This window comes from Magnetospirillum sp. WYHS-4 (assembly GCA_039908345.1).
Taxonomy (GTDB): domain Bacteria; phylum Pseudomonadota; class Alphaproteobacteria; order Rhodospirillales; family GLO-3; genus JAMOBD01.
Genome location: JAMOBD010000055.1, coordinates 1 through 21397, shown reverse-complemented (window position 1 = coordinate 21397; position 21397 = coordinate 1). Strand labels below are relative to the sequence as shown.

Genomic DNA, 21397 nt, shown 5'->3' with positions numbered 1-21397 from the left:
GACGGCGGGGCGGAGGCCCGGGAATTCCTGAGCCGCTTCGAAGGCGCGCCGGCCTTCGCCCGCATCCTGCGGGTCGGCAGCGAAGGCGAACTGCGCCACTTGGTCGATACCCGCGAGGCAGTTGTGGCTTTGCGCCTGGCCCAGGATTTCGGACGGCGGATGGAAGCCCGCCCGCCAGCCGCCGTCCAGGTGATCCTGGACGGCCGCATGTCGAATACCGCGCAGATCGTCATGGGCTATATCAACGGCATCGTGGCGTCCTACAACCGGGACGCGGCCGCCGCCAAGGGCTGGGCCGATCCGCCTTCGGCCATGATGGTCCGGGCCTGGTACAATCCCAACCTCATCAGCCAATGGGTGGTGGTGCCGGGACTGGTGGCCATCCTGACCCAGGTGGTGGGGCTGGTCGTCACCGCCCTGTCGGTGGCCCGCGAGCGCGAACTGGGGACCTTCGAGCAACTGCTGGTCACGCCGCTGCACCCCTGGGAGATCCTGATCGGCAAGACGGCCCCGGCCTTGCTGATCGGGCTGATCGAGGGCTCGATCATCGTCGCCATGGCGCAACTCTGGTTCGGTCTGCCGCTGACCGGATCGGTGGTTCTGCTGTACCTGAGCCTGGGGGTGTTCATGCTGGCGGTGATCGGGGTGGGGCTGTTCGTTTCCGCCCTGGCCGCGACCCAGCAGCAGGCGATCCTGGGTGCCTTCCTGTTCATGGTTCCCAGCGTCATCCTGTCCGGCTTCGCTACTCCCATCGAGAACATGCCGGACTGGGTGCAGGCCATCACCCTGGTCAATCCCATCCGCTACTTCCTGGTCATCCTCCACGGCATATTCTTGAAGGACATGTCGGGCGTCCTCGTTTTCGAACAACTCTGGCCGATGGCGCTCATCGGCGCCTTCACTCTTGCCGGTTCCACGTGGCTGTTCCGACGGCGTCTGGGCTGACGGAAATTACGCCAATTGCCTGCGAGCCTCGGGCAGCATTTCGTCCAGCTTGGCGCGCAGGCGGCTTTCGTCCATGGCCAACCCCTTGGCCTTGAAGTCGTCCAGCAGCTTGCGGATCACGTCGGCGTCGCCCGGTTCGTCAAGGTCGGCGGCCACGACGTCCTTGGCGTAGGCTTCCGCGTCGGCGCCGCCGAGGCCCATCTCCCCGGCCGCCCACAGGCCCACCAGCTTGTTGCGCCGCGCCAGCACCTTGAATTCGACTTCGTGCCTGAGCGCGTGATCGTGTTCGTGACCACGGGATTTGGTGTCGCTGACCATGGGTTTCTCCCTTCTGTGCGAGTCGCTTCTTACTTAGCCGTTCCAGCCGGCTTGGCAAGGGGCCTATTCCCAGGTCACCGAGAATAGGAGCACCTCGCCATCGATTCCCTTCATGGCGAAGCGGCCGGCTTCCGCGTAGGCGATATCATGGCCCCGTGTCAGATCCTTGACCGCTTCGGTGACGAAGACCTGTCCTGCGCCCGCCTTATCGCAGGTGCGGGCCGAAAGCTGCACTGCGGCGCCGTAGATATCGTTTTCTTCACGTACCACGTCGCCGGCGTTGAGCCCGATGCGCACCGCGACCGGCGCCTGGCCGGGCGTGGCGTTGCGCCGCGCCAGGTCGCGCTGGATCATGCCGGCCGCCTGAACGGCGGCGGCTGGGTTGGAAAAGGTCGCCATGATGCCGTCGCCGGTATGCTTGACTTCGCGCCCGCCGTGATAGGCCAAGGCGTTGCGGACGACGGCGTTGTGGGCCCGTACCGCCTCCTGGGCGCCGAAGTCGCCGCGTTCGCGGGTCATCTTGGTGGAGCCCACGATATCCGTGAACATGATGGTCAGCACGCCTTGGGCAGCCGCCTCGCCCGCTTGGGAACCGGACCAAGCCTCGAGCGCGATCGCCAGTTCTTGGAATGGCTCGACCTCACCAGCCAATTTCCGCGCCATGACCGAGCGACCGCACTTGATCATGGTCCTGTACTTGCTGTCGTTGCCGTAGTCCCCGAAGTTGGCGAGGAAGGCTTGGGCTCGTTCCGGCTTGGCGCCCAGGGCCGCCACCGCCAGCAGGGTCAGTTCCAGCCGTTGCTTGTCCGGCAAGGATTTGGCCTGGACGTAGTGGTCGCATGCCCCACCCAGAAAGAGATGCAGGCCGAAAGCGGTGTGGGCGTCCAGCTTCCGGATGCGGTCCTTGACGGCGATGATCGTGTCTTGCAGGAAAGACACCAGCATCAACTTGTGCTCGCGGCCGGACTTCTTGGGCTTGGGGGCAGCGGGGGACGCCTCGGCCTCGGGAATTTCCAGAGTCTGGAAGGCAGGGTCGAGAATCGGAATCGGGGCCGGGGCCAACGGGGGTGGCAAGACGGACTCCGGGGGCGGCGGCGGTGGATCGGCGACGAGAGGAGGGGACCCCACGTCCTGGATGAGCACCGAAGGTTCGGGGGGCGGCGCGGCCAAAGCCCCTTCCTGGCGGGCCTCCTCCAAAAAATCGTGAATGGTGGGAGCGACGTCCGGAACGATCCCGGAAGCCGACGTCTGGGGGGGCGATTCGGAGGGAGGGGAAGCCGCAGGATTCCGCTGCTTCGAATCGCGGCTCCGGAAGGCCGGGAGCCCGATTTCCTCGGGCCGGATGTACCGCGGCCCGAGAATCGCCATCGTCACCAGCAGGCTGACGATGAAGCCGCCGTTCAGCAGATTGCCGCGGGCGGTGGCGGTCAGGACGAGACCGACACTTCCCAGATGGGGCATGGCCGCCGTGGCCGCCAGGGTGAACAGCAGGGCGATGGCCACCGAGGCCCCGGCTACACCGACCAGTTTCAGGAACACCTTGAACGGGCGAGGGGCGGCGGGCGATTGGGCGGCGGGCGTTTCCTCAGCTAGGGGAGGAGGCGGCGCGACCATGGAATCGCTGAGCGACCCCGTGGGCGCTTCCGGTTCCGGCTCGGACGCAGCCCCATGGCGCTTCAGCTTCACTCCCGACTTGAACAGATCGTCTTCCAGCCGCGGGCTGACCCAGACCATCAGTTCGATGGGCTTGCGGGTCGATGTCCCCAGTGTGGGCATCATGATGCGCACGCCCTCGACACCCGGCTGGCGATCGAGGCGCTGGGCCTCGGCTACGGCGGCGTCCATCCTGTCGGGGGGGAACTGGCATTCCATGCGCCAGCGGCGCTGGCGTCGGCAATAGATATCCAGGCTTTGCGGCTTGCCCGCAACGCCGCCGGCCGTGGTTTTTCCTGCCTTGGATAAGGAAACGGACCCCATGTCTTTTCCGAAGCACGTCCGTCTTGGGCGATCAAGCGCAAATTGTGCGACTCCCCCAATTGAAAGGGGCGTGGCGGGAGCGTATCATCCGGGCAGGCCCTTGCGCCATCGCCGGACGATCTGGTCGTGGCCATCCTGGGGGGGACGTCAAATGGCATCGGGAGGATCGCAGATGACCGCCAATACCAAAGAACTGGATACCCATGAGGAAGCCGCCTTCGCCCTTTCCCAGGCGGCGGTGATGCTGGACCTGGGGCGCGGCAAGGACGGGGAACTGGCGACGGCGCTCGACAACAACCTCGAGGTCTGGGTCAAGATCCGTACCCTGGTTTCCCGCAAGGAAAGCAACATTCCGGGCGAGACCAAGACCAATCTGATGAAGCTCAGCGACTTCGTGGCAGACACCACGATGCGCCAGGGCGTCGGCATGCCGGTCGAAGTCTTGGATACCCTGGTCAACATCAACCTGCAGATTTCGGAAGGTCTGCTCGAAGGACGCACCAAGGCAGCGAGGGGCTGAAGGCCCATGAATGTGGCCGTTGCCTGCCGACTGAGCTGCCTGATCGTCGGGGGCGGCGGCCATGCCAAGGTTGTCATCGACGCTCTGCGGGCGGCCGGGGCGGCCGAACGTTTGGGCGTCATCGATGAAGATCGGGCCTTGGCCGGCGGTTCGGTCCTCGGGGTGCCGGTGTTGGGCGGGGATGCGGAAGGTCCCGCGGCCCGCGCTGCCGGGTTCGGCTTTTTTGTGATCGGGGTAGGGGCCAACAACGACCTTCGACGCCGGTTGTTCGAAAGGGCCTTGTCCTGGGGAATCGAGCCGTTGTCCGTTATCCATCCGGCGGCCGTCGTGGCTCCTTCGGCGACCTTGGGGCCGGGAACCGTGGCCTTCGCCGGGGTGGTCGTCAACGCCGAGGCCCGGGTCGGCAGCAACGCCATCGTCAATACAGGGGCGATCGTCGAACATGACTGCCGTGTCGGCGACCATGTCCACGTTGCCCCCGGAGCCCGGTTGCTGGGCGGCGTTTCGGTTGGCGATCTGGCCAGCATCGGGGCTGGCGCCGTAATCAAGCATGGTGTTGCGATCGGGGCCGGGGCCATCGTTGGAGCCGGGGCCGTGGTTCTTGAGGACGTGATGTCGGGCATCCGGGTGGCCGGAGTCCCGGCGCAGAGGCTGCGATGACCGATAGTCCGCGGATCGCTGAGGTCGTGGCCCGATTCGCCGTGCCCCCCGAGGCGACCATGCAGCAATTGCTGGAGGTTCTCGACCGTAACGGCGAAGGCGTCGTGATGGTCCTGGATGAGGAGCGCCGCCTCCTTGGACTGGTCACCGACGGCGATATCCGGCGAGCCCTGCTGGCCCGGATGGATTTCGGTGTGACCGCGGCGGCGTTCCTCGCGTCCAAGAAGGCCGGAGGTTACGAACGGCCGCTTGCCATGCCGGCCGATACCGCTCCGGACGAGATCGAGCGGTTGATGCGGGTCCGCCTGGTCCGCCACATGCCCTTGGTGGACGGCGAGAATCGGGTCGTGGATTTGGCCCTGCAACGCTATCTGAGCGAGGGAGACAACTTGGCGGTTCAAGCCGTGGTGATGGCCGGTGGCTTCGGTACTCGCCTCCGCCCCTTCACGGAGGCGACTCCGAAGCCTTTGCTCAAGCTGGGGGATAGGCCGGTCATCGAACATATCGTCGGCCAGTTGAAAGCGGCCGGCATTCGCCGGGTCAACATCACCACCCACTACCACGCCGACAAGATCCGTGCCCATTTCGGCGACGGTTGCGCCTTCGGGATCGACGTCCGCTATACCCACGAGGAGACCCCCCTTGGAACTGCGGGGGCCCTATCGATGTTGGACGGCGCCGACGAACCGTTGCTGGTGGTGAACGGCGACGTGGTTACGGCGGTCGATTTCCGGGCCCTGGTGGAGTTTCACCGGGAACAGAAGGCCGATCTGACCATGGCGGTTCGCAAATACGAGGTCTCGGTTCCCTTCGGGGTGGTGGAGGCGGAGGGGGCCCGCGTGATCCGCCTTACCGAGAAGCCCTCCCTGGCCTTCTTCATCAATGCCGGCATCTACCTTCTGGAACCCAAGGTGTTGCGGCATTTGGAAGCCGGCCGGCGCCTGGACATGACGGACCTTATCCAACGCCTGCTAGACGATGGCACTATGGTGGCGAGTTTCCCCATTCACGAATATTGGATGGATATCGGCCAAGTGGACGATTACCTGAAGGCCTCGATGGCCCCGGAACTTCGGAGGCAGGGAAAGTGACGCGGATTCCGCTTTGCGTGCCTCACCTTGCGGGAAACGAGGCGGCCTACCTGAAGGAATGCGTGGACACCAACTGGGTGTCCTCGGCTGGACCGTTCGTCGACCGATTCGAACGCGACATGGCGGCCCGACTCGGGCTTTCCCACGCCGTCGCGACCGTGAACGGGACAGCCGCCTTGCATTTGGCGCTGCTGGTCGCGGGGGTTCGGCCCGGCGACATCGTGCCGATGTCGAACCTGACCTTCATCGCACCGGCCAACGCCGTGCGTTACCTGGGGGCTTCGCCGCTGTTCGTCGACGCCGATCCCGCAACCTGGCAGATGGATGCCGGCCTGCTGGTCCGCTACCTGGAGGACGATTGCGAGCCCTGCTCCCATGGCCTTCGCGAGCGGGCCACCGGTCAACGGATCGGGGCCCTTCTGCCGGTCCACATCCTGGGGCATCCGGTCGACATGGACCCCATTCTGGATGTCGCCCGCCGATTCGCCATTCCGGTGATCGAGGACGCCACCGAAAGCCTGGGGGCGGCCTACAAGAAGCGGCCCGTGGGGACCTTGGCCGACGCCGCCTGCCTCAGTTTCAATGGCAACAAGCTGATGACCTCCGGAGGCGGGGGAATGGTGGTGACGGGACGGGCGGACTGGGCCGAACGGATTCGGCACTTGGCCACCCAGGCCAAGAGCGATGCGCTGGAGTTCGTGCACGACGAGATCGGATACAATTACCGCCTGACCAACCTCCAGGCCGCGCTGGGCGTGGCCCAACTGGAACGCCTGGACGACCTGATCGCGACCAAGCGACGGATCGCCCTGCGGTATCGCCAGGCATTCGCCGACCTTCCGGGGCTCCATTTCATGCCGCAGGCGTCATGGGCCGAAAGCGTCTTTTGGCTGTCGACGGTGAGAATCGATGCCAAGGCCTTCGGAATGGACCGGAAAGCCGTGGGTGTGGCCCTGGCCGCCAGGGGTATCGAAACCCGTCCCCTCTGGCAGCCCATGCACCGCAGCCCGGCCCACGCGGGGGCTCGGACGCTCGGGGGCGCCGTGGCGGAACGACTGCAAGGCGAGTCCCTTAGCCTTCCTTCCTCCTGCGGCATGACCGAGGAACATCAGGAACGCGTCGTCAAGGCGCTCGTCGGCCTGTCGCCTTTCCATGTCCGAGAAAACGGGTGATGGGAATGGACAATGGGCGGGCGGGATGCTATTCTATGCCGACGCGTGAGAATCACGCGCTCGTTGAGCTAGACTTCTAGAAAGGGAGATATCAGCCATGGCTAATGACCTTACACTCTCGACAGCGGTACGCTCCAACCTGCTGTCCCTCCAAAACACCTCGAGCCTGATCGACCGGACCCAAGGTCGTCTGTCGACCGGCTTGAAGGTCGGTAGCCCTATCGACGACGCGGTGAAGTACTTCCAAGGCAAGTCGCTCACCGACCGCGCCGAGGATCTCGACGAACGCAAGTCGGCCATCGACCAGGGTATCAGCACCCTGGATACCGCCCTCAAGGCCGCCGAGGCGATCGAAGATCTCGTTTCGAACATGAAGGGTATCGTGGATAGCGCCCGTAGCGGCGACCAGACGCAACGCGGCGAATATACCAAGCAGCTGAAGGAACTGGCGAAGCAGATCGAGAAGCTGGTTGAAGACGCATCCTATCAGGGTCTTAACCTGCTGAACTCCGCCTCTTCCAAGCTGTCGGTCCGCTTCTCGGAAAAGAGCAGCTCGAAGCTCGATGTGGATGGCGTGGACTTCCAGTCTTCCGCCTTCTTCATGCACTCGGGTGCCGCTGCGGTTGGTGCCAATGCTGCGACCACCTACGAAGTGGTCAGCGGCGCGTTGGGTTTCGGGCTCATGCTTTCGGCCTTCAACTTCGATAACGCGTCGGAACTGGCGTCCTTCAACGCGATGGCCGATCTGGCGGTCACCCGTCTGGACAAGACGATCAGCAACGTGAAATCCAAGGCGGCCACTATGGGCGCGAACGTGGCCGTTTTGAACGTCCGGTCGGATTTCACGGAGCAGTACGTCAAGGTGCTGAATACCGGTGCCGGCAAGTTGGTGGCCGCCGACCTCAACGAAGAAGGCGCCAACCTGCTCGCGCTGCAGACTCGTCAGCAGTTGGGCATCCAGGCGTTGTCCTTCGCCGGGCAGTCCGAACAGGGCATCCTGGGTCTGTTCAGGTAAGCGATGCGATCTAGGGCAAGTGGCTCGAGGAGAAGGACGCCTTCTTCTCGGCCACTTTCTCTTTCTCTCCAGGTTGGTCCGGTCCGGTTTCGAAAGTTCGGTTGATTCTCAATGCCGCTTAAGGTTCAGCTCCGTAAGGGTCAAAAGATCATCATCAACGGGGCGGTTGTGGAAAACATCGCCAGCCACAATGTCTCGCTGTTGGTGATGAACGATGCGGCAATCTTGCGTGACAACGATATCCTGACACCGGAAGACGCTGTAACTCCTGCCAGTCGCGTTTATTATTCCCTGCAGTGCATGTACCTGTTTCCTGGGGAAAGGGAGCGGCATTTGCGGCTGTTCGAGGAGTACATTTCCGCCTTCGTCGACGCGGTTCCCAGCGTTCGCGGGTTGGCCAGCGAAATGGTTCTTCTGGTTTCCCAGGGGGATTACTATCCCGCCTTGAAGAGCGCCCGGAAACTTATTGAACATGAACAGAAGGTCTTGACGCATGTACAGGAAAGACTTGGTCAAGAACTACGCGACGCCACCGACCGCCGGTAATCCGCGTGAGGTGGAGGCCTGGGCCTTGACGCAGGCGGCCCTGCGGATGAAGGATGCCCAGGACAGCAAGGATCGCGATGCCATGTTGGCGGCGGTTCGCTTGAACTGGCGGCTTTGGACGATTATCCAAGCCGATTTGCTTGATCCCGATTGCCCCCTTCCGACGGACCTGCGTGTCAATGGCCTTTCCCTGGCCAGCTTCGTCGACAAGCACACCCTGGAATTCCTTACCAATCCCTTGCCGCAGAATCTCTCCATCCTCATCTCCATCAACCGTGAGATTGCCGGCGGACTGTACCAGCGGCCGGCGGCGACGGGCTCCGAGGCGGGGCAGGCCGCTCCCGCGCCTGGCGCCTCTTCCGGCACGAATACAACGGTTTGATAGGGGGGGGCATGAACAATCGATCTCCTGCCGTGGCGGAAGCGTTCGCCGCGCGAGTCAAGTCCTTGGTCGATGCCAAGGCATGGGCGCAGGTTGTGGCCGAGTGCGAGGCCTGTCGGGCTTCCGGGGAAGATGCCCCCGAGGTGGCCTTTCTGCGATCCATAGCGGCATATTACCTCGACGACTATCTGTGTGCCGTCAAAGAGGCCGAGCGGGCATTCGAGGGCAACCCCCAGGTCGCGGAGTACGCGGAATGGGCCGCCGCGGCCTTCGTACAGGTTGGGGATTTTCCGAATAGCATGTACTACGCCAAAATGGCGGCGGCCTTGCCTTCGGACCCGAATATTCGTGCTTTGCGCCCGGATGGGTTGCCCGTCTTCGCGGAGATTTTTCTTGATATCGAAGAGTTTCCCCTGATGCAGAAGGCCATCGGTGCCGCGGCATGGGGGCGATGGACGGAAGCGGAAAGCTGGTTCCGCCAGCATATCGCCCTCGAACCCAGGCACCGGGATGGATATCTGGGGTTGGCGCAGTGTCTGCTGGTGCAGGGGCGGGGCCAGAGTGCCGTCCAGATTTTGCGGGCCGCCATGCACAATATGGCGGGCGACGCGGCCATTGCATCGCTTTTGGGCCAAGCCCTCACGTCCAATGGGATGGACCGGGATGCGCAGGCCGTCCACCGCTGGGCCATGGAAAGAGCCCCCGAGGATGAATCCATTGCGGCCGCCGCGGTGCTCGACCTGATTGCCGATTCGGAGCGCGAGGCCTCGGCGCTTGCCGGGGATGTCCGGTCTTGGGGGGATCGGTTCGGCATGAAGGCCGGCGCCTTGGGGCCGGTGCCGCGGGCCCGGCGCAAGGGCCGTCTGACGGTGGCATTCCTTATGGGGGCCGTCGGACGTCGGCTCAAGGGTACGGCTTTGGCGGGTATTCTGGCCAATTTCGATAGGAATCGGTTTCGCCTCGTCGGCTTCGGGGGTGGCGTCTTGACCGATGGTCACAACATCGTCTTCCAGAAGGCGCTCGACGCTTGGCATGATATCCGCGACATGGATCCCTTTACATTCGGCGCGATGGTGGCGGCGGAGGACGTCGATATCCTGATCGATGTATCCGGGTTCTGGTCGCCCAAGATTCTCGCGGGTCTAGGGGCGCGGGTCGCCCCGATTCAGGTGGCCTGGATGGGGGCTCCCCTCGGTACCGGGGTGGCGAGCTTCGACGGAATGCTGACCGATGCCTTTCTTGTGCCCGAAGGGACCGTTCCTCCGTTTGCCGAACGGCCGTTGCGCATGAAAACCGGCTGCCTGCCCGTCGATCTCCCTGCTGGGGATCTTCCGCTTGCCGATATCGACGATGGCCACCCGCCGGTTTTCGCCGCCGATGTCTCGATGGCCGAATTGACGCCGCGCCTGGTCGAGACATGGGCCGGCATCCTGGCCGAGTCGCCGGAATCGCCGCTTGTCCTGTATGACCACGACTTCCGGGATAGCGGCAATACGGACCGTCTGATCTCCTTGTTCGGTACCTTCGGTCTCGCGCATCGCGTCGATGTCGTCGGTTCCGTCTCGCCGGTGGACTTCTTTGCTCAAGCCGACGTTGCCCTCGCACCCTTGGCCGGCTATCGGCCTGAGACCGTCCTCAATCCTCTCTGGGCGGGGATTCCAGTCGTTGCCATGGCGGGGGACGGGGTGCATCGGCGGGAATCCGGAAGTCTCCTCCACCATCTCGGCCTCGGCGCGGAGACCTTGGCGGCGGACGTGGTGTCCTATCGCCGGCTTGCCCTGGGATGGGCGGGCGACCTTCCCCGGCGCATGGCCTTCAGGAACGGCATTCGCCAGCGTCTCCAATCCTCGCCTGTCTTCGACGGGGCGGTGCGGGCCAAGGACCTGGGCGGAATCCTCGACGCGCTCTGGGAAGAAGCTTGCGCCAAGGCGGGGGGATGATCGGCCCGCGAAGGATCGGTTAGCGCCATGAGTGGGGATGGCGAGACGCCGTTGGTAACCCGGAATCGGGAGGCGTTCCGTCGTTTCTACCCGAAGGTCCTGGCGACCTTGGAGGAACTTGGGCCGCCGAAGTCTCGACTGGTGGTCGATGGCGGGGTGGCGCGGAACATTCTGGTCGAGAACACGCCTCTTTATCCCAAGGCCGCCGATCTTTGGACGGCCGAGCAGCTTGGGCAGTACTTCGACCATCCGGACCGGATCGGCTTCGCCTCGCCGGCCAACTGCAACCTGTCGCCGGTATCGCGCCGTCTTCTCGACAAGATCGCGGCCTACTTCCAGGCCCCCGGCGCTCCGGCCTTGGCCCAGTATCCGGTGGTGGACGTGGGGTACGCCTTTCTGTTCGGGATCGGCTTGGGTTATGCGGTTCCCGAGTTCGTTCGCCGCGATTTGGCGCGGGTGATCGTGCTGGTCGAGCCGGTTCCCGAGTTTCTTCTTCATTCCCTGTCGGCCATCGATTGGCAGGAAGTATTCGAGATGGCGGAAGCCAAGGGGATCACGCTGCGGTTCGTCGTCGGATTCCCGCCTCGGATCAGCGTACAGGCCATCGAGTCGCTGATCGTGAGACATGGCCAGACTTTTCTGGAAGGGGCTTATTCCTTCCTGGGGTATTATTCCTGGGAAATCACCGAAGCTCGGGCGCTGCTTAATGAAAAACTGAAAGTATACTTCATCTCGTCCGGATATTTCGAAGACGAGTTGCTGATGATGCGGAATTCGTATCTCAACCTGCGCCGGCATGCCTTCCACATGGTTTCCCGCCAGCCGCACTTGCGCCAAGACGTACCGGTATTCGTCGTCGGTTCGGGGCCGTCCCTGGACGCCGCCCTTCCGGTGATCCGCAAGTGGCGGGATCGGATTCTGGTTTTTTCCTGTGGAACGTCGCTGGGTATTCTGCTCAAAAACGGAATCCGGCCCGATTTCCACAACGAGAACGAAAACACCGCGCCCTTGGTCAAGAACCTGCGGGAGTTCCGCGACCTGTTCGGGTTCGAAGGCATAACCCTGGTAGCTTCCACCACGGTAGACCCGGGCGTGCCCGACCTGTTCGATCGCTGCTGGTTTTATTTCCGTGACCAGCTCAGTTCCAGCATCCTTCTCAAGGGCGAGATGAGGCCGATCGTCGGTGCGGGGCCCTTGGTTGCCAACGCCGCCTTCGCGGCCATCGCCACCTTGGGGTTTCGCAACGTCTATCTGGTCGGCGTCGATTGCGGCCGTCGGCCGGATGCCGGGCACCATGCGAAGGATGCCGTCTACTACCAGGAGGATTACGACAACTATCTTCCCGGAGAAGGGTTGGAGCTCTTGGAGAACGAATTTACCCGGCCGGTGCCGGGGAATTTCGGCGGCGAGGTCTTGACAACCTGGTATCTGGACATGTCGCGTGCCGCCTTTTCGGCGGCGCAAGGCATCTTTCAAGCCAATCTGGTCAATTGCAGCAACGGGGCGCGTATCGATGGCGCCAGGCCGCAAGCGGTGGGCTCCCTGTCCATCGCGGGAGATCGGGAAGCGCCCCGGCGCGCCGTGACGCTCGCGGAACGGCAAATGCCGGCATTCGAACCCGCGGCCTTCTTCGAGGCGTTGGATTTCGGGCGGCACCGCGGTGCCGAGGCGCGGTTCACGGCGGCCTTCGAGACTCTGATGGAGGAGGCAATCGGGGAGGACCAAGGATTCCACGCCTTCGAACAGCGGCTGCTGCGTCTGCACCGGCAGGGTGGCGACATTGACGGCATATTGGCAATCATCTGGGGCAGCATGCGGTCCATGGTGCGGCTGGGAGCCTTCGGCGGAACCCGGATCGCGGATGACGCCGAACGCAAGAAATTCTTCGGTTTTTTCCTTGGCAAGTACCGGGCGGCGGTGCTGTGGATGGCCGCGGAGGCGGGAATCCTGCTGAACGAAGTCGCCGACGGCCGCGACAGCTTGTCGGCGTTGGGGGAGAATCAGCCCGAGTGACCACGCCCGAGGACATCTTCGCCCGTGGCATGGCGGCTTTCGAGGGCCGTCATCCCGACCTGTGGCGCAGGTTGGTCTCCCTGGGGACTCCCGTCTCCCGTCCGGTGATCGAGGGGGGCGAGGTGGTCAATGTAGATCTGGGGGACGGGACGCTCTATCCCCGGCCGGCATCCGCATGGACCGCCGCCCAGGTGGAAAGCCATCTGGCGGACCCGGATCGCCTGCGGGCTCCCGATCCGGGCGGGGCGCGGCCCAGCCACGTCATTCGCGATTTCCTGCCGCGGCTGGAAGGCTGGCTGGCGGAGCGGGCAGGGGGGCCGCTTCCGGGTCAGCCCGTTGCGCAGGCCGGATTCGCCTTCGTCTTCGGGGTCGGGTTGGGCCATCATGTGGCCGAATTCATCCGTCGCGACATCGCGCGGCATCTGGTTCTGGTGGAACCGGTTCCCGAATTGCTGTTGCATTCCCTGGCCGCCCTCGACTGGGAGGCCGTCCTGCTGGAAGCGGAGACGCGGGGCATCCGTCTGCATTGGCTGGTGGGCCTGGATCCCGAGGCAACGACCCGTGCCATCGAGGCCTTGCTGATCGCCAGCCGTGGCGGAACCTTCATCGATGGAGCCCATGCCTTCGTCCATTATCCTTCCTGGGCCAATCGCCAGGCCCGTTTGCTGCTTAACCAGCGCCTGGGCAATTTCCTGCTGCGTCCCAATACCTTCGACGACGAAATCCTGATGCTGCGCAACGCCTACGCCAATCTGGGGCGGTGGTCCTTCCGGCTGCTCGACCTGGCGCCCAGGCCCCGTCTCGACATCCCGACTTTCATCGTCGCTTCCGGCCCGTCGCTGGATCGGGACTTGGAGCATCTCGCGCGGCTGCGTTCCCAGGCCCTGGTGATTTCCTGCGGTAGCGCGCTCGGCATCCTGCTGGGACGGGGTATCCGTCCCGATTTCCATATCGAAAACGAGAATACTCCGCCCCTGGTGCGCAACCTGGAGACCTTCCGGGCCGAGCACGGGCTGGAGGGCATCCGCCTCCTCGCTTCAGCCACGGTCGAGGCCCGCGCCGCCGGCCTGTTCGAGGAGCGTTGGCTGTACTTGCGGGCCCTGTCCAGCCCCTCGGCGGTGTTCAATTCTGGGTCGCGCCCCTTGCCCTTTACCGGCCCCTTGGCGGCTAACGCGGCGCTCGCGGCGGCTGTCGCCATGGGATTGGGCAACCTCTACCTGTTTGGGGTGGATTGTGGCCGACGCGTCGGCCGGGGGCACCATGCGTCGGGGGCCATCTACAACCGCCCCGGATACGATAATTTCATCGCCGGGGAGAGCCAGGCAATGCTGGAAGATGAACTGGAGCTTCTGGTTCCCGGAAACTTCGGCGGCGAGATCCAGTCTTCCGCCTACATGGACCTGTCGCGGCGGACCATCGGCGAATTGTTGCGGCTGCGTCCTCTCTCCTGCATCAACTGCAGCGACGGGGCGCGTATCGACGGCGCACGACCGCAGGCTGCGGCAGCCCTGAAGCTGGAGCATTCGCCGAACCGGCAGGCGGAGGCTATCGCCGCCATTGCGGCCGGCTTGCAGACCTTCGAGGCGGGTGTCGCCCTGGGTGGGGCCCCCATCGCGCGCCATCGGGCCGCCTGCAAGGCCTTCGCCGAGGCTTGGCCGCGGGTGGTGGCGGGGGCGTCCGATTGCTGGGATCTGGAGATCCGCCTGTCCGCCTTTCGCGAGCAGTACCTGACCGTTCTGGAAGGACTGATGAAGATGATCGGCGGTTCCCTGTCGCTCATGCTGCGGCTGGCCGCCTGGCACGAGGCACGGCTGGCCGACGTGGAACGGCGGCGGGCCTTCTTCGCCTTCTTTCAGCAGGAATTCACGACGGCTGGCGCGGATTTGGCCGGGGATGCCGACGTCTTGTTGAACTTGATCCAGGAGCGGGCACCGGAAGACGTCATCGCCGAGCGCTTTGCCGAGCGTTACCCCCTGTCCCGCCACGCCCCATCCTGCGGCTGACTTGACGCCCTACTCCGCCGCCGCCGGCGTGATTCCGCCATCTTCTCCGGGATGGGGGCCGGAACGGTCGTAGGGCAGGTCCTCTCGGTTGCCCCATTCGGCCCAGGAACCGTCGTAGACGGCCACGTTCTCATGCCCCAGCAGGTAGGCGCCGAAGGCCAGGACCGCCGCCGTCAGCCCCGAGCCACAGGTGGCGACCACCGTCTTCGAGAAGTCGATCCCCGCCTTGGCGAAGGCGTCCGCCATTTCATCCGGGCTGCGGTAGAGATAGTCCTTGCGCGATACCATCAGTTCCGGGAAAGGCAGGTTGACGCTGCCGGGGATATGACCCAGACGCTTGCATTTGCGAGGTTCCCAGTCCTGGCCGAGGAAACGGCGCGGGCTGCGGGCGTCGACCACCAGTTCGGCGCCGCTGTCGAGATTGGCCTGGACCTGGGTGATGTCCCTCACCATGGCCGGGTTGAATCCGGCCTTGAACTTGGCGCCCTTGACGCGTTTCCGGCCCTTTTCCACCGGAAGCCTCCGTCGGCCCCACTGGGGAAGGCCGCCGTCCAGCACCATCACCTTGACGTGGCCGTACAACCGGAACATCCACCAGACCCGTGCCGCCGCGAGGAACCCGCCAGCGGTATCGTAGACCACGACCCGATGCTCGTTGCCGATGCCGAGCCTACCTACCCTCTCGGCGAAACTCTCGGGTGAGGGAATCATGTGCGGCAGGTCTGTCTCCTGGTTGCAGATATCGTCCACATCGAAGAAGACCGCGCCGGGAATGTGGCGGAACCCGAATTCCTCCTTGGCGTCGCGTTCCGAAATGGGCAGGTGGTGGGTGGCGTCGACGATCCGGATATCCGGGTCCTGGTAATGCTCGGCCAGCCAGTCGGCGCTGACCAGAGCCTCGGGGTGGGCGAATTCCATTTCGGGAGCCTTCCTTGGTTTCTTGTTTTACTCCAGCCAGCCGGGGACCGGCAGGTCGCGGTCGCGCAGGAACTTCGGATTGAACAGCTTGCTCTGGTAGCGGGTGCCGAAATCGCACAGCAGGGTGACGATCACGTGGCCGGGACCCATTTGGCGAGCCAGGCGGATGGCACCCGCCACGTTGACTCCCGTCGATCCACCCAGACAGAGGCCTTCCTCCTTCAGCAGATCGAAGATCAGAGGCAGGGCTTCCCTGTCGGGGATGGCGAAGGCCTCGTCGACGGGGGCGCCTTCCAGGTTGCGGGTGATCCGGCCCTGGCCGATGCCTTCGGTGATCGATGTTCCTTCGGCCTTCAGTTCCCCGTGCTTGTAATGATGGTACAAGGCCGAGCCCAGGGGATCGGCCAAGGCCACCACGATCCTGGGGTTGCGCTCCTTGAGCGCCAGGCCGACTCCCGACAGGGTGCCGCCGGTGCCCACCGCCGAGACGAAGCCGTCCACCCGGCCCTCGGTCTGGGTCCAGATTTCGGGGCCGGTGGTCTCGTAGTGGGCACGGCGGTTAGCCAGGTTGTCGAACTGATTGGCCCAGACGGCGCCCATTTCGTTCGCCAGGCGCTCCGACACCCGCACGTAATTGCCGGGGTCCTTGTAGGGCACCGCCGGGACCTCGCGCAGATCGGCGCCGCACAGGCGCAGCATGTCCTTCTTTTCCTGGCTCTGGGTCTCGGGGATGACGATCGTCGTGCGGTATCCCCGCGCGTTGCCCACCAGGGCGAGCCCGATGCCGGTGTTGCCCGCGGTGCCTTCGACCAGAGCGCCGCCGGGCTTCAGCAGGCCGCGCTCTTCCGCATCCTTGACGATGAATAGCGCGGCGCGGTCCTTGACCGATCCTCCCGGATTGAGGAATTCCGCCTTGCCCAGGATGATGCATCCGGTCAACTCCGACGCCTTGCGCAGCCGGATCAGCGGCGTGTTCCCAATGGCATCCAGAAGACCGTCGCGCACGTCCACGGCAGGACCCCCGTCCCATAAATTAGCAAACTCTGATATAAATGATACGTAGGGTGGGGCCGCCGATCAAGCCTCGGCTTCGCTTTTCGAATCACAGCTGCGGGATTGGAACGTCGCTGGGGCAACGGCGGCACGATCCCCTTCCCACGCACCGGCTCCGGGGGTAGCTTTCGGGAGCGGCGGAAGGAAGGGGCGCATGAAGGGTCTATTCGTCACCGGCACGGGTACCGGAGTCGGCAAGACGGTGGCATCGGCCTGCTTGGCGAAGGCGCTGGGAGCCGATTACTGGAAACCGATCCAGACCGGTTGGCCGCAAGACGACGACGCCGCCTGGGTGGCCGCGATGGCCGGGGCGGTGGTGCATCCCAACGTCTGTCGCTTCCGGGCCCCGCGCTCCCCCCACGAGGCAGCGGCGAGGGAGGGGGGGATGATCGACCTGGGCGCCATCCGCCGTCCGGTGACCGATCGGCCCCTGGTGGTCGAGGGGGCGGGGGGCGTCCTGGTGCCTCTCAACGAGGCTCATTGCATGGCCGACCTGATGGTTCACCTGGGCTTGCCGGTGGTGCTGGTGGCGGCGACCGGCCTGGGGACCATCAACCACAGCCTGCTCAGCCTGGAAGCCTTGCGGGCACGTGGCCTGCTGGTGGCGGGGGCGATCCTGACCGGGCCGCCCGATTCCGCCAACCGCCAGGCTATCCAGGACTTCGGCCGGGTTCGTATCCTGGGCGAACTGCCACCCGCCGATCCTTTGGACACGACCGCCATCGCCGGGCTCGCACGGCAATTCGAGGGCTTGGCATGGTAGATAACACCCTCGACCTGGATCGGCGCCATGTCTGGCATCCCTTCACCCAAGCCAAGACCGCTCCTCTCCCGGTGCCCATCCGTTCGGCGGTTGGGGCCGTGCTCACCGCCGAGGACGGGCGCCAGTATCTCGATCTGATTTCGTCCTGGTGGGTGACCTTGCACGGCCATGCCCATCCGGTCATCGCCGCGGCCATCGCCGACCAAGCGCGTACCCTTGAGCAGGTGATCTTCGCCGGATTCACCCACGCCCCCGCCGCCCGCCTGGCGGCGCGGCTGGCGCATCTGCTGCCGGAAGACCTGGAACGGGTGTTCTTTTCCGACGACGGATCGACGGCGGTCGAGGTGGCGCTCAAGATCGCCCTTCAGCACGCCCGCAACAAAGGGGAGGAGAGGCGGACCCGCTTCCTGGCTTTCGCGGGCGGCTACCACGGCGATACGGTGGGTGCCATGTCGGCGGGAACCGGCTCGGGATTCTTCGAGGCCTACCGGCCCCTGTTCTTCGATGTCCGGACGCTGCCCTATCCCGCCACCTGGGACGGCGACGACGAGGTGGAGGCCAAGGAACGAGCGGCTCTCGCCGCCGTGGAAGCGGCCCTGGAGGAGCAGGGGGCGGAGACCTGCGCCCTGATCGCCGAGCCCCTGGTCCAAGGAGCCTCGGGCATGCGGATGGTGCGCCCCGAGTTCCTGCGGGCGGTCGTCGCGCGGGTGCGGGCAGCCGGTGTCTTGGCGATCTTCGACGAAGTGATGACCGGGTTCGGCCGAACCGGCGCCTTGTTCGCCTGCGGCAAGGCCGCGGTGACGCCCGACATCATCTGTCTTTCCAAGGGGCTGACCGGGGGATTCCTGCCCCTTTCCGCTACCGTGACGCGGGAAGGAGTCTACGAGGCCTTTCTGGGCGAGACCTTCGATCGCGCCCTGGTGCACGGCCATTCCTTTACGGCCAATCCCCTGGGCTGCCGGGCGGCCTTGGCTTCCCTCGACCTGCTGGAGGCCCCGGAGACTCCCGTCGCCTGGACCTCCATCGAGGCGATCCACCGTCAGCGCCTGGCCGATCTTCCGGCGGCGGCGGTGCGAAGGCGGGTGTTGGGAACCATCGCCGCCTTCGAAGTCGATGGCGGTGGCGAGGGCTACGATGCCGCCATCGGCCCGCGCTTGCGCGCGGCCTTCCTGGAACAGGGCCTTCTGATGCGTCCGCTCGGTAACGTGGTATACATGATGCCTCCATACTGCATTACGGAGAATCAGCTACATCGCGCGTACGACTCCGTGGGTTCTGTGTTGCGGAGTTCCCTGCTATAATGATCTGGCCGAGGGGGCTGGAACGGAGAACCATGGAGTTCGACGTCAAGGTCGTGGGGGGGGAACGTAAGGCCGTGCTGTCCGGACGCTTGGCCTTCGAGGATTCGGCTGCGTTCATGCAGGTCCTCGCCGCCGTCCGCCTGGAGCTCGAACGGTCTTGGATTATCGACCTGGAAGGGCTGGAATTCCTTGACTCCAGCGGGATCGGGATGTTCCTTATGCTGCGTGACGTCGTGGCCCGGGCCGGTGGCAAACTGACCTTCCACCGCCCACGGGGACAGGTCGAGAAGGCGTTGCGCAACGCCGGACTCGACGGAATCATGACGATCGAGGCGACAAACTAGAAGGACTCCATGAACCACCTTGCCAAGGCCTGGAGCCGGGAAGCCATTCTCGAGCTGTTCGATCTGCCGTTCAACGATCTGCTCTGGCGGGCCCACGAAACCCATCGCCGCCACTGGGACGTCAACCGGGTGCAACTCAGCACCCTGGTCTCGGTCAAGAGCGGCGGCTGCGCCGAGGACTGCAAGTACTGCGGCCAGAGCGGCCACCACGACGAGGTCAAGCTGGAAGCCACCAGGCTGATGCCCCTGGCCGAAGTCCTGGATGCCGCCAAAGCAGCCAAGGAGCAAGGCGCCTCGCGGCTCTGCATGGGCGCCGCATGGCGCAATCCCAAGGACCGGGACATGCCGGCCCTGTTGGAGATGGTGGCCGGCGTCAAGGCGGCCGGGCTGGAAACCTGCATGACGCTGGGCATGCTGAGCGACTCTCAGGCCGAAGCGTTGAAGCAGGCCGGGCTGGATTACTACAATCATAACATCGATACCTCTCCGGAGTTCTACGGCGAGATCGTCACCACCCGAACCTTCCAGGATCGGCTGAACACTCTGTCTCTGGTGCGGCGGGCGGGGTTGAAGATTTGTTCCGGCGGCATCCTGGGCATGGGCGAGGGCCGGGAGGACCGGGCCGGCATGATCCAGGCCCTGGCCAACCTGGACCCGCCGCCCGAAAGCGTGCCGATCAATGTCCTGGTTCCCATTCCCGGCACGCCGCTGGAGAAGGCCCCCAGCCTGGACCCGCTGGAATTGGTGCGCACGGTGGCGGTGGCCCGGCTTGCCATGCCGGTTTCGCGCATCCGCCTTTCGGCCGGGCGTAACGCCATGAGCGACGAATGCCAAGCGCTCTGCTTCTTCGCCGGGGCCAATTCGGTCTTCTATGGGGAACGGTTGCTCACCACCGACAACCGGTCGGGAACATCCGACGATGCCCTCTTTGCCAAGCTGGGGCTGGCGGGCGGGGCGGCGGACTAAAGCCAATCCGGAAATGACGGAATCCGGCGATCAATGGACGGCGGCGACGTCCATGCCATTGGCGTGCGCGGCGAGAATGACCTCACCCATGGATTTAGCAACATCCAGGAACGTGCCGTCGGCACCGAACACCGCGAAACCGGGTTCTCCGTTCACGTGGACGGGACGGGCGAAGACCATGTCGGTCACGTGCCACGCGGCGAAGTCGCCGGTGGACATGGCCGTACGGGGGGCCTTTTCTGGCCGCGGGAGACCGGAGGTTCTGGTCATGACTAATCCTCCTTGACTGTCCATCATTCTACCCCCGTTGGGGTTAATCCGCGATGAACGGCCACGGAACGATGATACCAGGGTCAAGCCCCTGAACGAAGCGCCAAGAAATTCAGGCGACCAGAGGCCGAAGCACTGTCCCGAAAAGGATGGAGGCTTGGTCGTCGGCTCCGGACCCGGACGGAGCCCTCTCATAGGCCTTGCGGGCCCGGTCGAACAGGGCGGGGGACGCGTTGCCGGCCTTTGTTGAAAAGAAAGATGATGAAATCCCTTCATCTTCCTGTTCTTTCGTCTTTTTCTTCTGCGATTCCGCCTGGGCCCGGGCGACCTCAGCCTGGGCCTGGGCGGCAACCAGGACTCTGGGGTTCGCCAAGGGATTGTCGCCGGAGAGCCGGGCTGCCCCCATGGCCGTCTTTCCATCGGCTTCGCCGGCAAGAGGATACGCAGGCGCTGCCTGCTGCGCCCGGCGGACATGACCGATCAGATCGGAAGCGGCAACAAGGGCGGAAATCATGGGAATCGCCGCGGAAACAAACGGAGCGACAGCCCATTATACCGCCTTCGTCCACTGACACCAAATCACGGACGCGAGGTTTCGTTGCGCTCTTGCGTGACGGAGACTCGGCCCTTATAGTGCGCCTCCTCGCGGCCCCCCCCTGGGGTGCGGCGGGAACGGAGCGGAGCGTGGCGCAGCCTGGTAGCGCACTTGACTGGGGGTCAAGGGGTCGCTGGTTCGAATCCAGTCGCTCCGACCAATTAAATCAAGGGCTTAGCGAGAAATCGCTAAGCCCTTTATCTTCGGAAAACGCCAATAAGCACCACCCTATGAAGCGCGACACCGAGATTTGCAGCGCGGGACTCCCGGAGTTGCAGCACAGCGGTTTCGCGCAGCAGTAGTTTTTGCTTCGCCGGCCCCCGCGTGAGGGCGCGTGTCGCTTTCTACGGTCCCCCCATGGCATAGCCGAGATTGGCCGCGAGGGCAACGTCGTCGCCTTGGGTGTCGGTGTTCACCCGCGCGCCCTTGGGGAGGTTGTCGAAGGTGACCTTGACATTGACATGGCCGTTGGCGCCGGGGGAACCCGAGGGGCCGGCCATCATCTCCCGCCAGCCTGCCGGCAGGGCCGGGTTGGCCTTTTGCTCGGCTTCCTTCTCGGCCGCCGTCTTGACGCCACGGGACTTGCGCCCGTCGCTGAACAGACG

At 64.5% G+C, this 21397-nt stretch carries 21 protein-coding genes and 1 tRNA gene; 16 read left to right on the top strand and 6 right to left on the bottom strand.

Annotated elements, in window-relative coordinates; translation table 11 throughout:
- On the top strand, positions 1–945 hold a 945-nt coding region (locus H7841_14120; protein ID MEO5338008.1), incomplete at its 5' end, for an ABC transporter permease.
- A 6-nt stretch (positions 946–951) separates the two neighbouring features.
- Here the strand turns inward: H7841_14120 and H7841_14115 are convergent.
- On the bottom strand, positions 952–1263 hold the full coding sequence (locus H7841_14115; GenBank protein MEO5338007.1) for a DUF1476 domain-containing protein: 312 nt from the start codon (positions 1261–1263) through the stop codon (positions 952–954).
- Between the two features lie 63 nt (positions 1264–1326).
- Positions 1327–3240 (bottom strand): adenylate/guanylate cyclase domain-containing protein, encoded by a 1914-nt coding sequence (locus H7841_14110; GenBank protein MEO5338006.1) that lies wholly within the window; start codon positions 3238–3240, stop codon positions 1327–1329.
- 172 nt (positions 3241–3412) lie between these two features.
- On the opposite strand from H7841_14110, the gene H7841_14105 reads away from it, so the two are divergent.
- The 10 genes from H7841_14105 (at position 3413) to H7841_14060 (ending at position 14582) form a co-directional block, all read left to right on the top strand.
- Entirely contained in the window at positions 3413–3760 is a 348-nt protein-coding gene (locus tag H7841_14105) for a flagellar biosynthesis regulator FlaF (protein MEO5338005.1), read from the top strand.
- Positions 3761–3766: 6 nt separating this feature from the next.
- Entirely contained in the window at positions 3767–4420 is a 654-nt protein-coding gene (locus H7841_14100; GenBank protein MEO5338004.1) for a NeuD/PglB/VioB family sugar acetyltransferase, read from the top strand.
- Positions 4417–5511, top strand: a complete 1095-nt coding sequence (locus H7841_14095) for a nucleotidyltransferase family protein (GenBank protein MEO5338003.1) — start codon at positions 4417–4419, stop codon at positions 5509–5511. Before H7841_14100 ends, H7841_14095 begins: the two co-directional genes overlap by 4 nt.
- The gene (locus H7841_14090) at positions 5508–6683 is read left to right on the top strand and encodes a LegC family aminotransferase (protein MEO5338002.1); all 1176 of its coding nucleotides are present in this window, start codon (positions 5508–5510) and stop codon (positions 6681–6683) included. The genes H7841_14095 and H7841_14090 overlap by 4 nt, the downstream gene beginning before the upstream one ends.
- Positions 6684–6780: 97 nt before the next feature.
- Complete coding sequence (locus tag H7841_14085; protein MEO5338001.1) at positions 6781–7698, top strand: flagellin; 918 nt, start codon at positions 6781–6783, stop codon at positions 7696–7698.
- A gap of 168 nt (positions 7699–7866) precedes the next feature.
- Entirely contained in the window at positions 7867–8244 is a 378-nt protein-coding gene (locus H7841_14080) for a flagellar biosynthesis repressor FlbT (protein MEO5338000.1), read from the top strand.
- Positions 8207–8626, top strand: coding sequence for a flagellar biosynthesis regulator FlaF (locus H7841_14075; protein ID MEO5337999.1), 420 nt, complete (start codon positions 8207–8209; stop codon positions 8624–8626). Before H7841_14080 ends, H7841_14075 begins: the two co-directional genes overlap by 38 nt.
- A gap of 11 nt (positions 8627–8637) precedes the next feature.
- On the top strand, positions 8638–10566 hold the full coding sequence (locus H7841_14070; GenBank protein ID MEO5337998.1) for a tetratricopeptide repeat protein: 1929 nt from the start codon (positions 8638–8640) through the stop codon (positions 10564–10566).
- A gap of 27 nt (positions 10567–10593) precedes the next feature.
- A complete protein-coding gene (locus tag H7841_14065) occupies positions 10594–12579 on the top strand; it encodes a DUF115 domain-containing protein (protein ID MEO5337997.1) in 1986 nt (661 codons plus the stop codon).
- The gene (locus H7841_14060) at positions 12576–14582 is read left to right on the top strand and encodes a DUF115 domain-containing protein (protein MEO5337996.1); all 2007 of its coding nucleotides are present in this window, start codon (positions 12576–12578) and stop codon (positions 14580–14582) included. Before H7841_14065 ends, H7841_14060 begins: the two co-directional genes overlap by 4 nt.
- Before the next feature lie 9 nt (positions 14583–14591).
- Here the strand turns inward: H7841_14060 and sseA are convergent, their stop codons facing one another.
- Positions 14592–15500, bottom strand: a complete 909-nt coding sequence (sseA, locus tag H7841_14055) for a 3-mercaptopyruvate sulfurtransferase (GenBank protein ID MEO5337995.1) — start codon at positions 15498–15500, stop codon at positions 14592–14594.
- Positions 15501–15527: 27 nt separating this feature from the next.
- Complete coding sequence (locus tag H7841_14050) at positions 15528–16511, bottom strand: cysteine synthase A (protein ID MEO5337994.1); 984 nt, start codon at positions 16509–16511, stop codon at positions 15528–15530.
- A 196-nt stretch (positions 16512–16707) separates the two neighbouring features.
- Between H7841_14050 and bioD the strand changes: the two genes are divergently transcribed.
- The 4 genes from bioD to bioB are packed head-to-tail and all read left to right on the top strand — an operon-like array spanning position 16708 to position 19927.
- Complete coding sequence (bioD, locus tag H7841_14045) at positions 16708–17316, top strand: dethiobiotin synthase (GenBank protein ID MEO5337993.1); 609 nt, start codon at positions 16708–16710, stop codon at positions 17314–17316.
- Positions 17310–18617 (top strand): adenosylmethionine--8-amino-7-oxononanoate transaminase, encoded by a 1308-nt coding sequence (gene bioA / locus H7841_14040; protein MEO5337992.1) that lies wholly within the window; start codon positions 17310–17312, stop codon positions 18615–18617. Before bioD ends, bioA begins: the two co-directional genes overlap by 7 nt.
- A gap of 32 nt (positions 18618–18649) precedes the next feature.
- Positions 18650–18961 carry an STAS domain-containing protein gene (locus H7841_14035; GenBank protein MEO5337991.1) on the top strand — a complete coding sequence of 104 codons (312 nt, stop codon included), beginning with the start codon at positions 18650–18652 and terminating at the stop codon, positions 18959–18961.
- 9 nt (positions 18962–18970) lie between these two features.
- Positions 18971–19927: a biotin synthase BioB gene (gene bioB / locus H7841_14030; GenBank protein ID MEO5337990.1), complete on the top strand. Its 957-nt coding sequence runs from the start codon at positions 18971–18973 to the stop codon at positions 19925–19927.
- Between the two features lie 30 nt (positions 19928–19957).
- Here the strand turns inward: bioB and H7841_14025 are convergent, their stop codons facing one another.
- Positions 19958–20197: a hypothetical protein gene (locus tag H7841_14025; protein ID MEO5337989.1), complete on the bottom strand. Its 240-nt coding sequence runs from the start codon at positions 20195–20197 to the stop codon at positions 19958–19960.
- Positions 20198–20875: 678 nt separating this feature from the next.
- Between H7841_14025 and H7841_14020 the strand changes: the two genes are divergently transcribed.
- Positions 20876–20952, top strand: a tRNA-Pro gene (locus H7841_14020).
- Between the two features lie 184 nt (positions 20953–21136).
- On the opposite strand, the gene H7841_14015 is transcribed toward H7841_14020, so the two are convergent.
- A partial coding sequence (locus tag H7841_14015) for a hypothetical protein (GenBank protein MEO5337988.1) occupies positions 21137–21397 on the bottom strand: 261 nt, incomplete at its 5' end.

Excerpts from the sequence above, each read along its gene's own strand:
- H7841_14070 (MEO5337998.1), top strand. The coding sequence starts at position 8,638 with ATGAACAATCGATCTCCTGCCGTGGCGGAAGCGTTCGCCGCGCGAGTC.
- H7841_14110 (MEO5338006.1), bottom strand. The coding sequence starts at position 3,240 with ATGGGGTCCGTTTCCTTATCCAAGGCAGGAAAAACCACGGCCGGCGGC.
- bioB (MEO5337990.1), top strand. The coding sequence starts at position 18,971 with ATGAACCACCTTGCCAAGGCCTGGAGCCGGGAAGCCATTCTCGAGCTG.
- H7841_14095 (MEO5338003.1), top strand. The coding sequence starts at position 4,417 with ATGACCGATAGTCCGCGGATCGCTGAGGTCGTGGCCCGATTCGCCGTG.
- H7841_14085 (MEO5338001.1), top strand. The coding sequence starts at position 6,781 with ATGGCTAATGACCTTACACTCTCGACAGCGGTACGCTCCAACCTGCTG.
- bioA (MEO5337992.1), top strand. The coding sequence starts at position 17,310 with ATGGTAGATAACACCCTCGACCTGGATCGGCGCCATGTCTGGCATCCC.
- H7841_14035 (MEO5337991.1), top strand. The coding sequence starts at position 18,650 with ATGGAGTTCGACGTCAAGGTCGTGGGGGGGGAACGTAAGGCCGTGCTG.
- bioD (MEO5337993.1), top strand. The coding sequence starts at position 16,708 with ATGAAGGGTCTATTCGTCACCGGCACGGGTACCGGAGTCGGCAAGACG.
- H7841_14065 (MEO5337997.1), top strand. The coding sequence starts at position 10,594 with ATGAGTGGGGATGGCGAGACGCCGTTGGTAACCCGGAATCGGGAGGCG.
- H7841_14115 (MEO5338007.1), bottom strand. The coding sequence starts at position 1,263 with ATGGTCAGCGACACCAAATCCCGTGGTCACGAACACGATCACGCGCTC.
- H7841_14025 (MEO5337989.1), bottom strand. The coding sequence starts at position 20,197 with ATGACCAGAACCTCCGGTCTCCCGCGGCCAGAAAAGGCCCCCCGTACG.
- H7841_14105 (MEO5338005.1), top strand. The coding sequence starts at position 3,413 with ATGACCGCCAATACCAAAGAACTGGATACCCATGAGGAAGCCGCCTTC.
- sseA (MEO5337995.1), bottom strand. The coding sequence starts at position 15,500 with ATGGAATTCGCCCACCCCGAGGCTCTGGTCAGCGCCGACTGGCTGGCC.
- H7841_14100 (MEO5338004.1), top strand. The coding sequence starts at position 3,767 with ATGAATGTGGCCGTTGCCTGCCGACTGAGCTGCCTGATCGTCGGGGGC.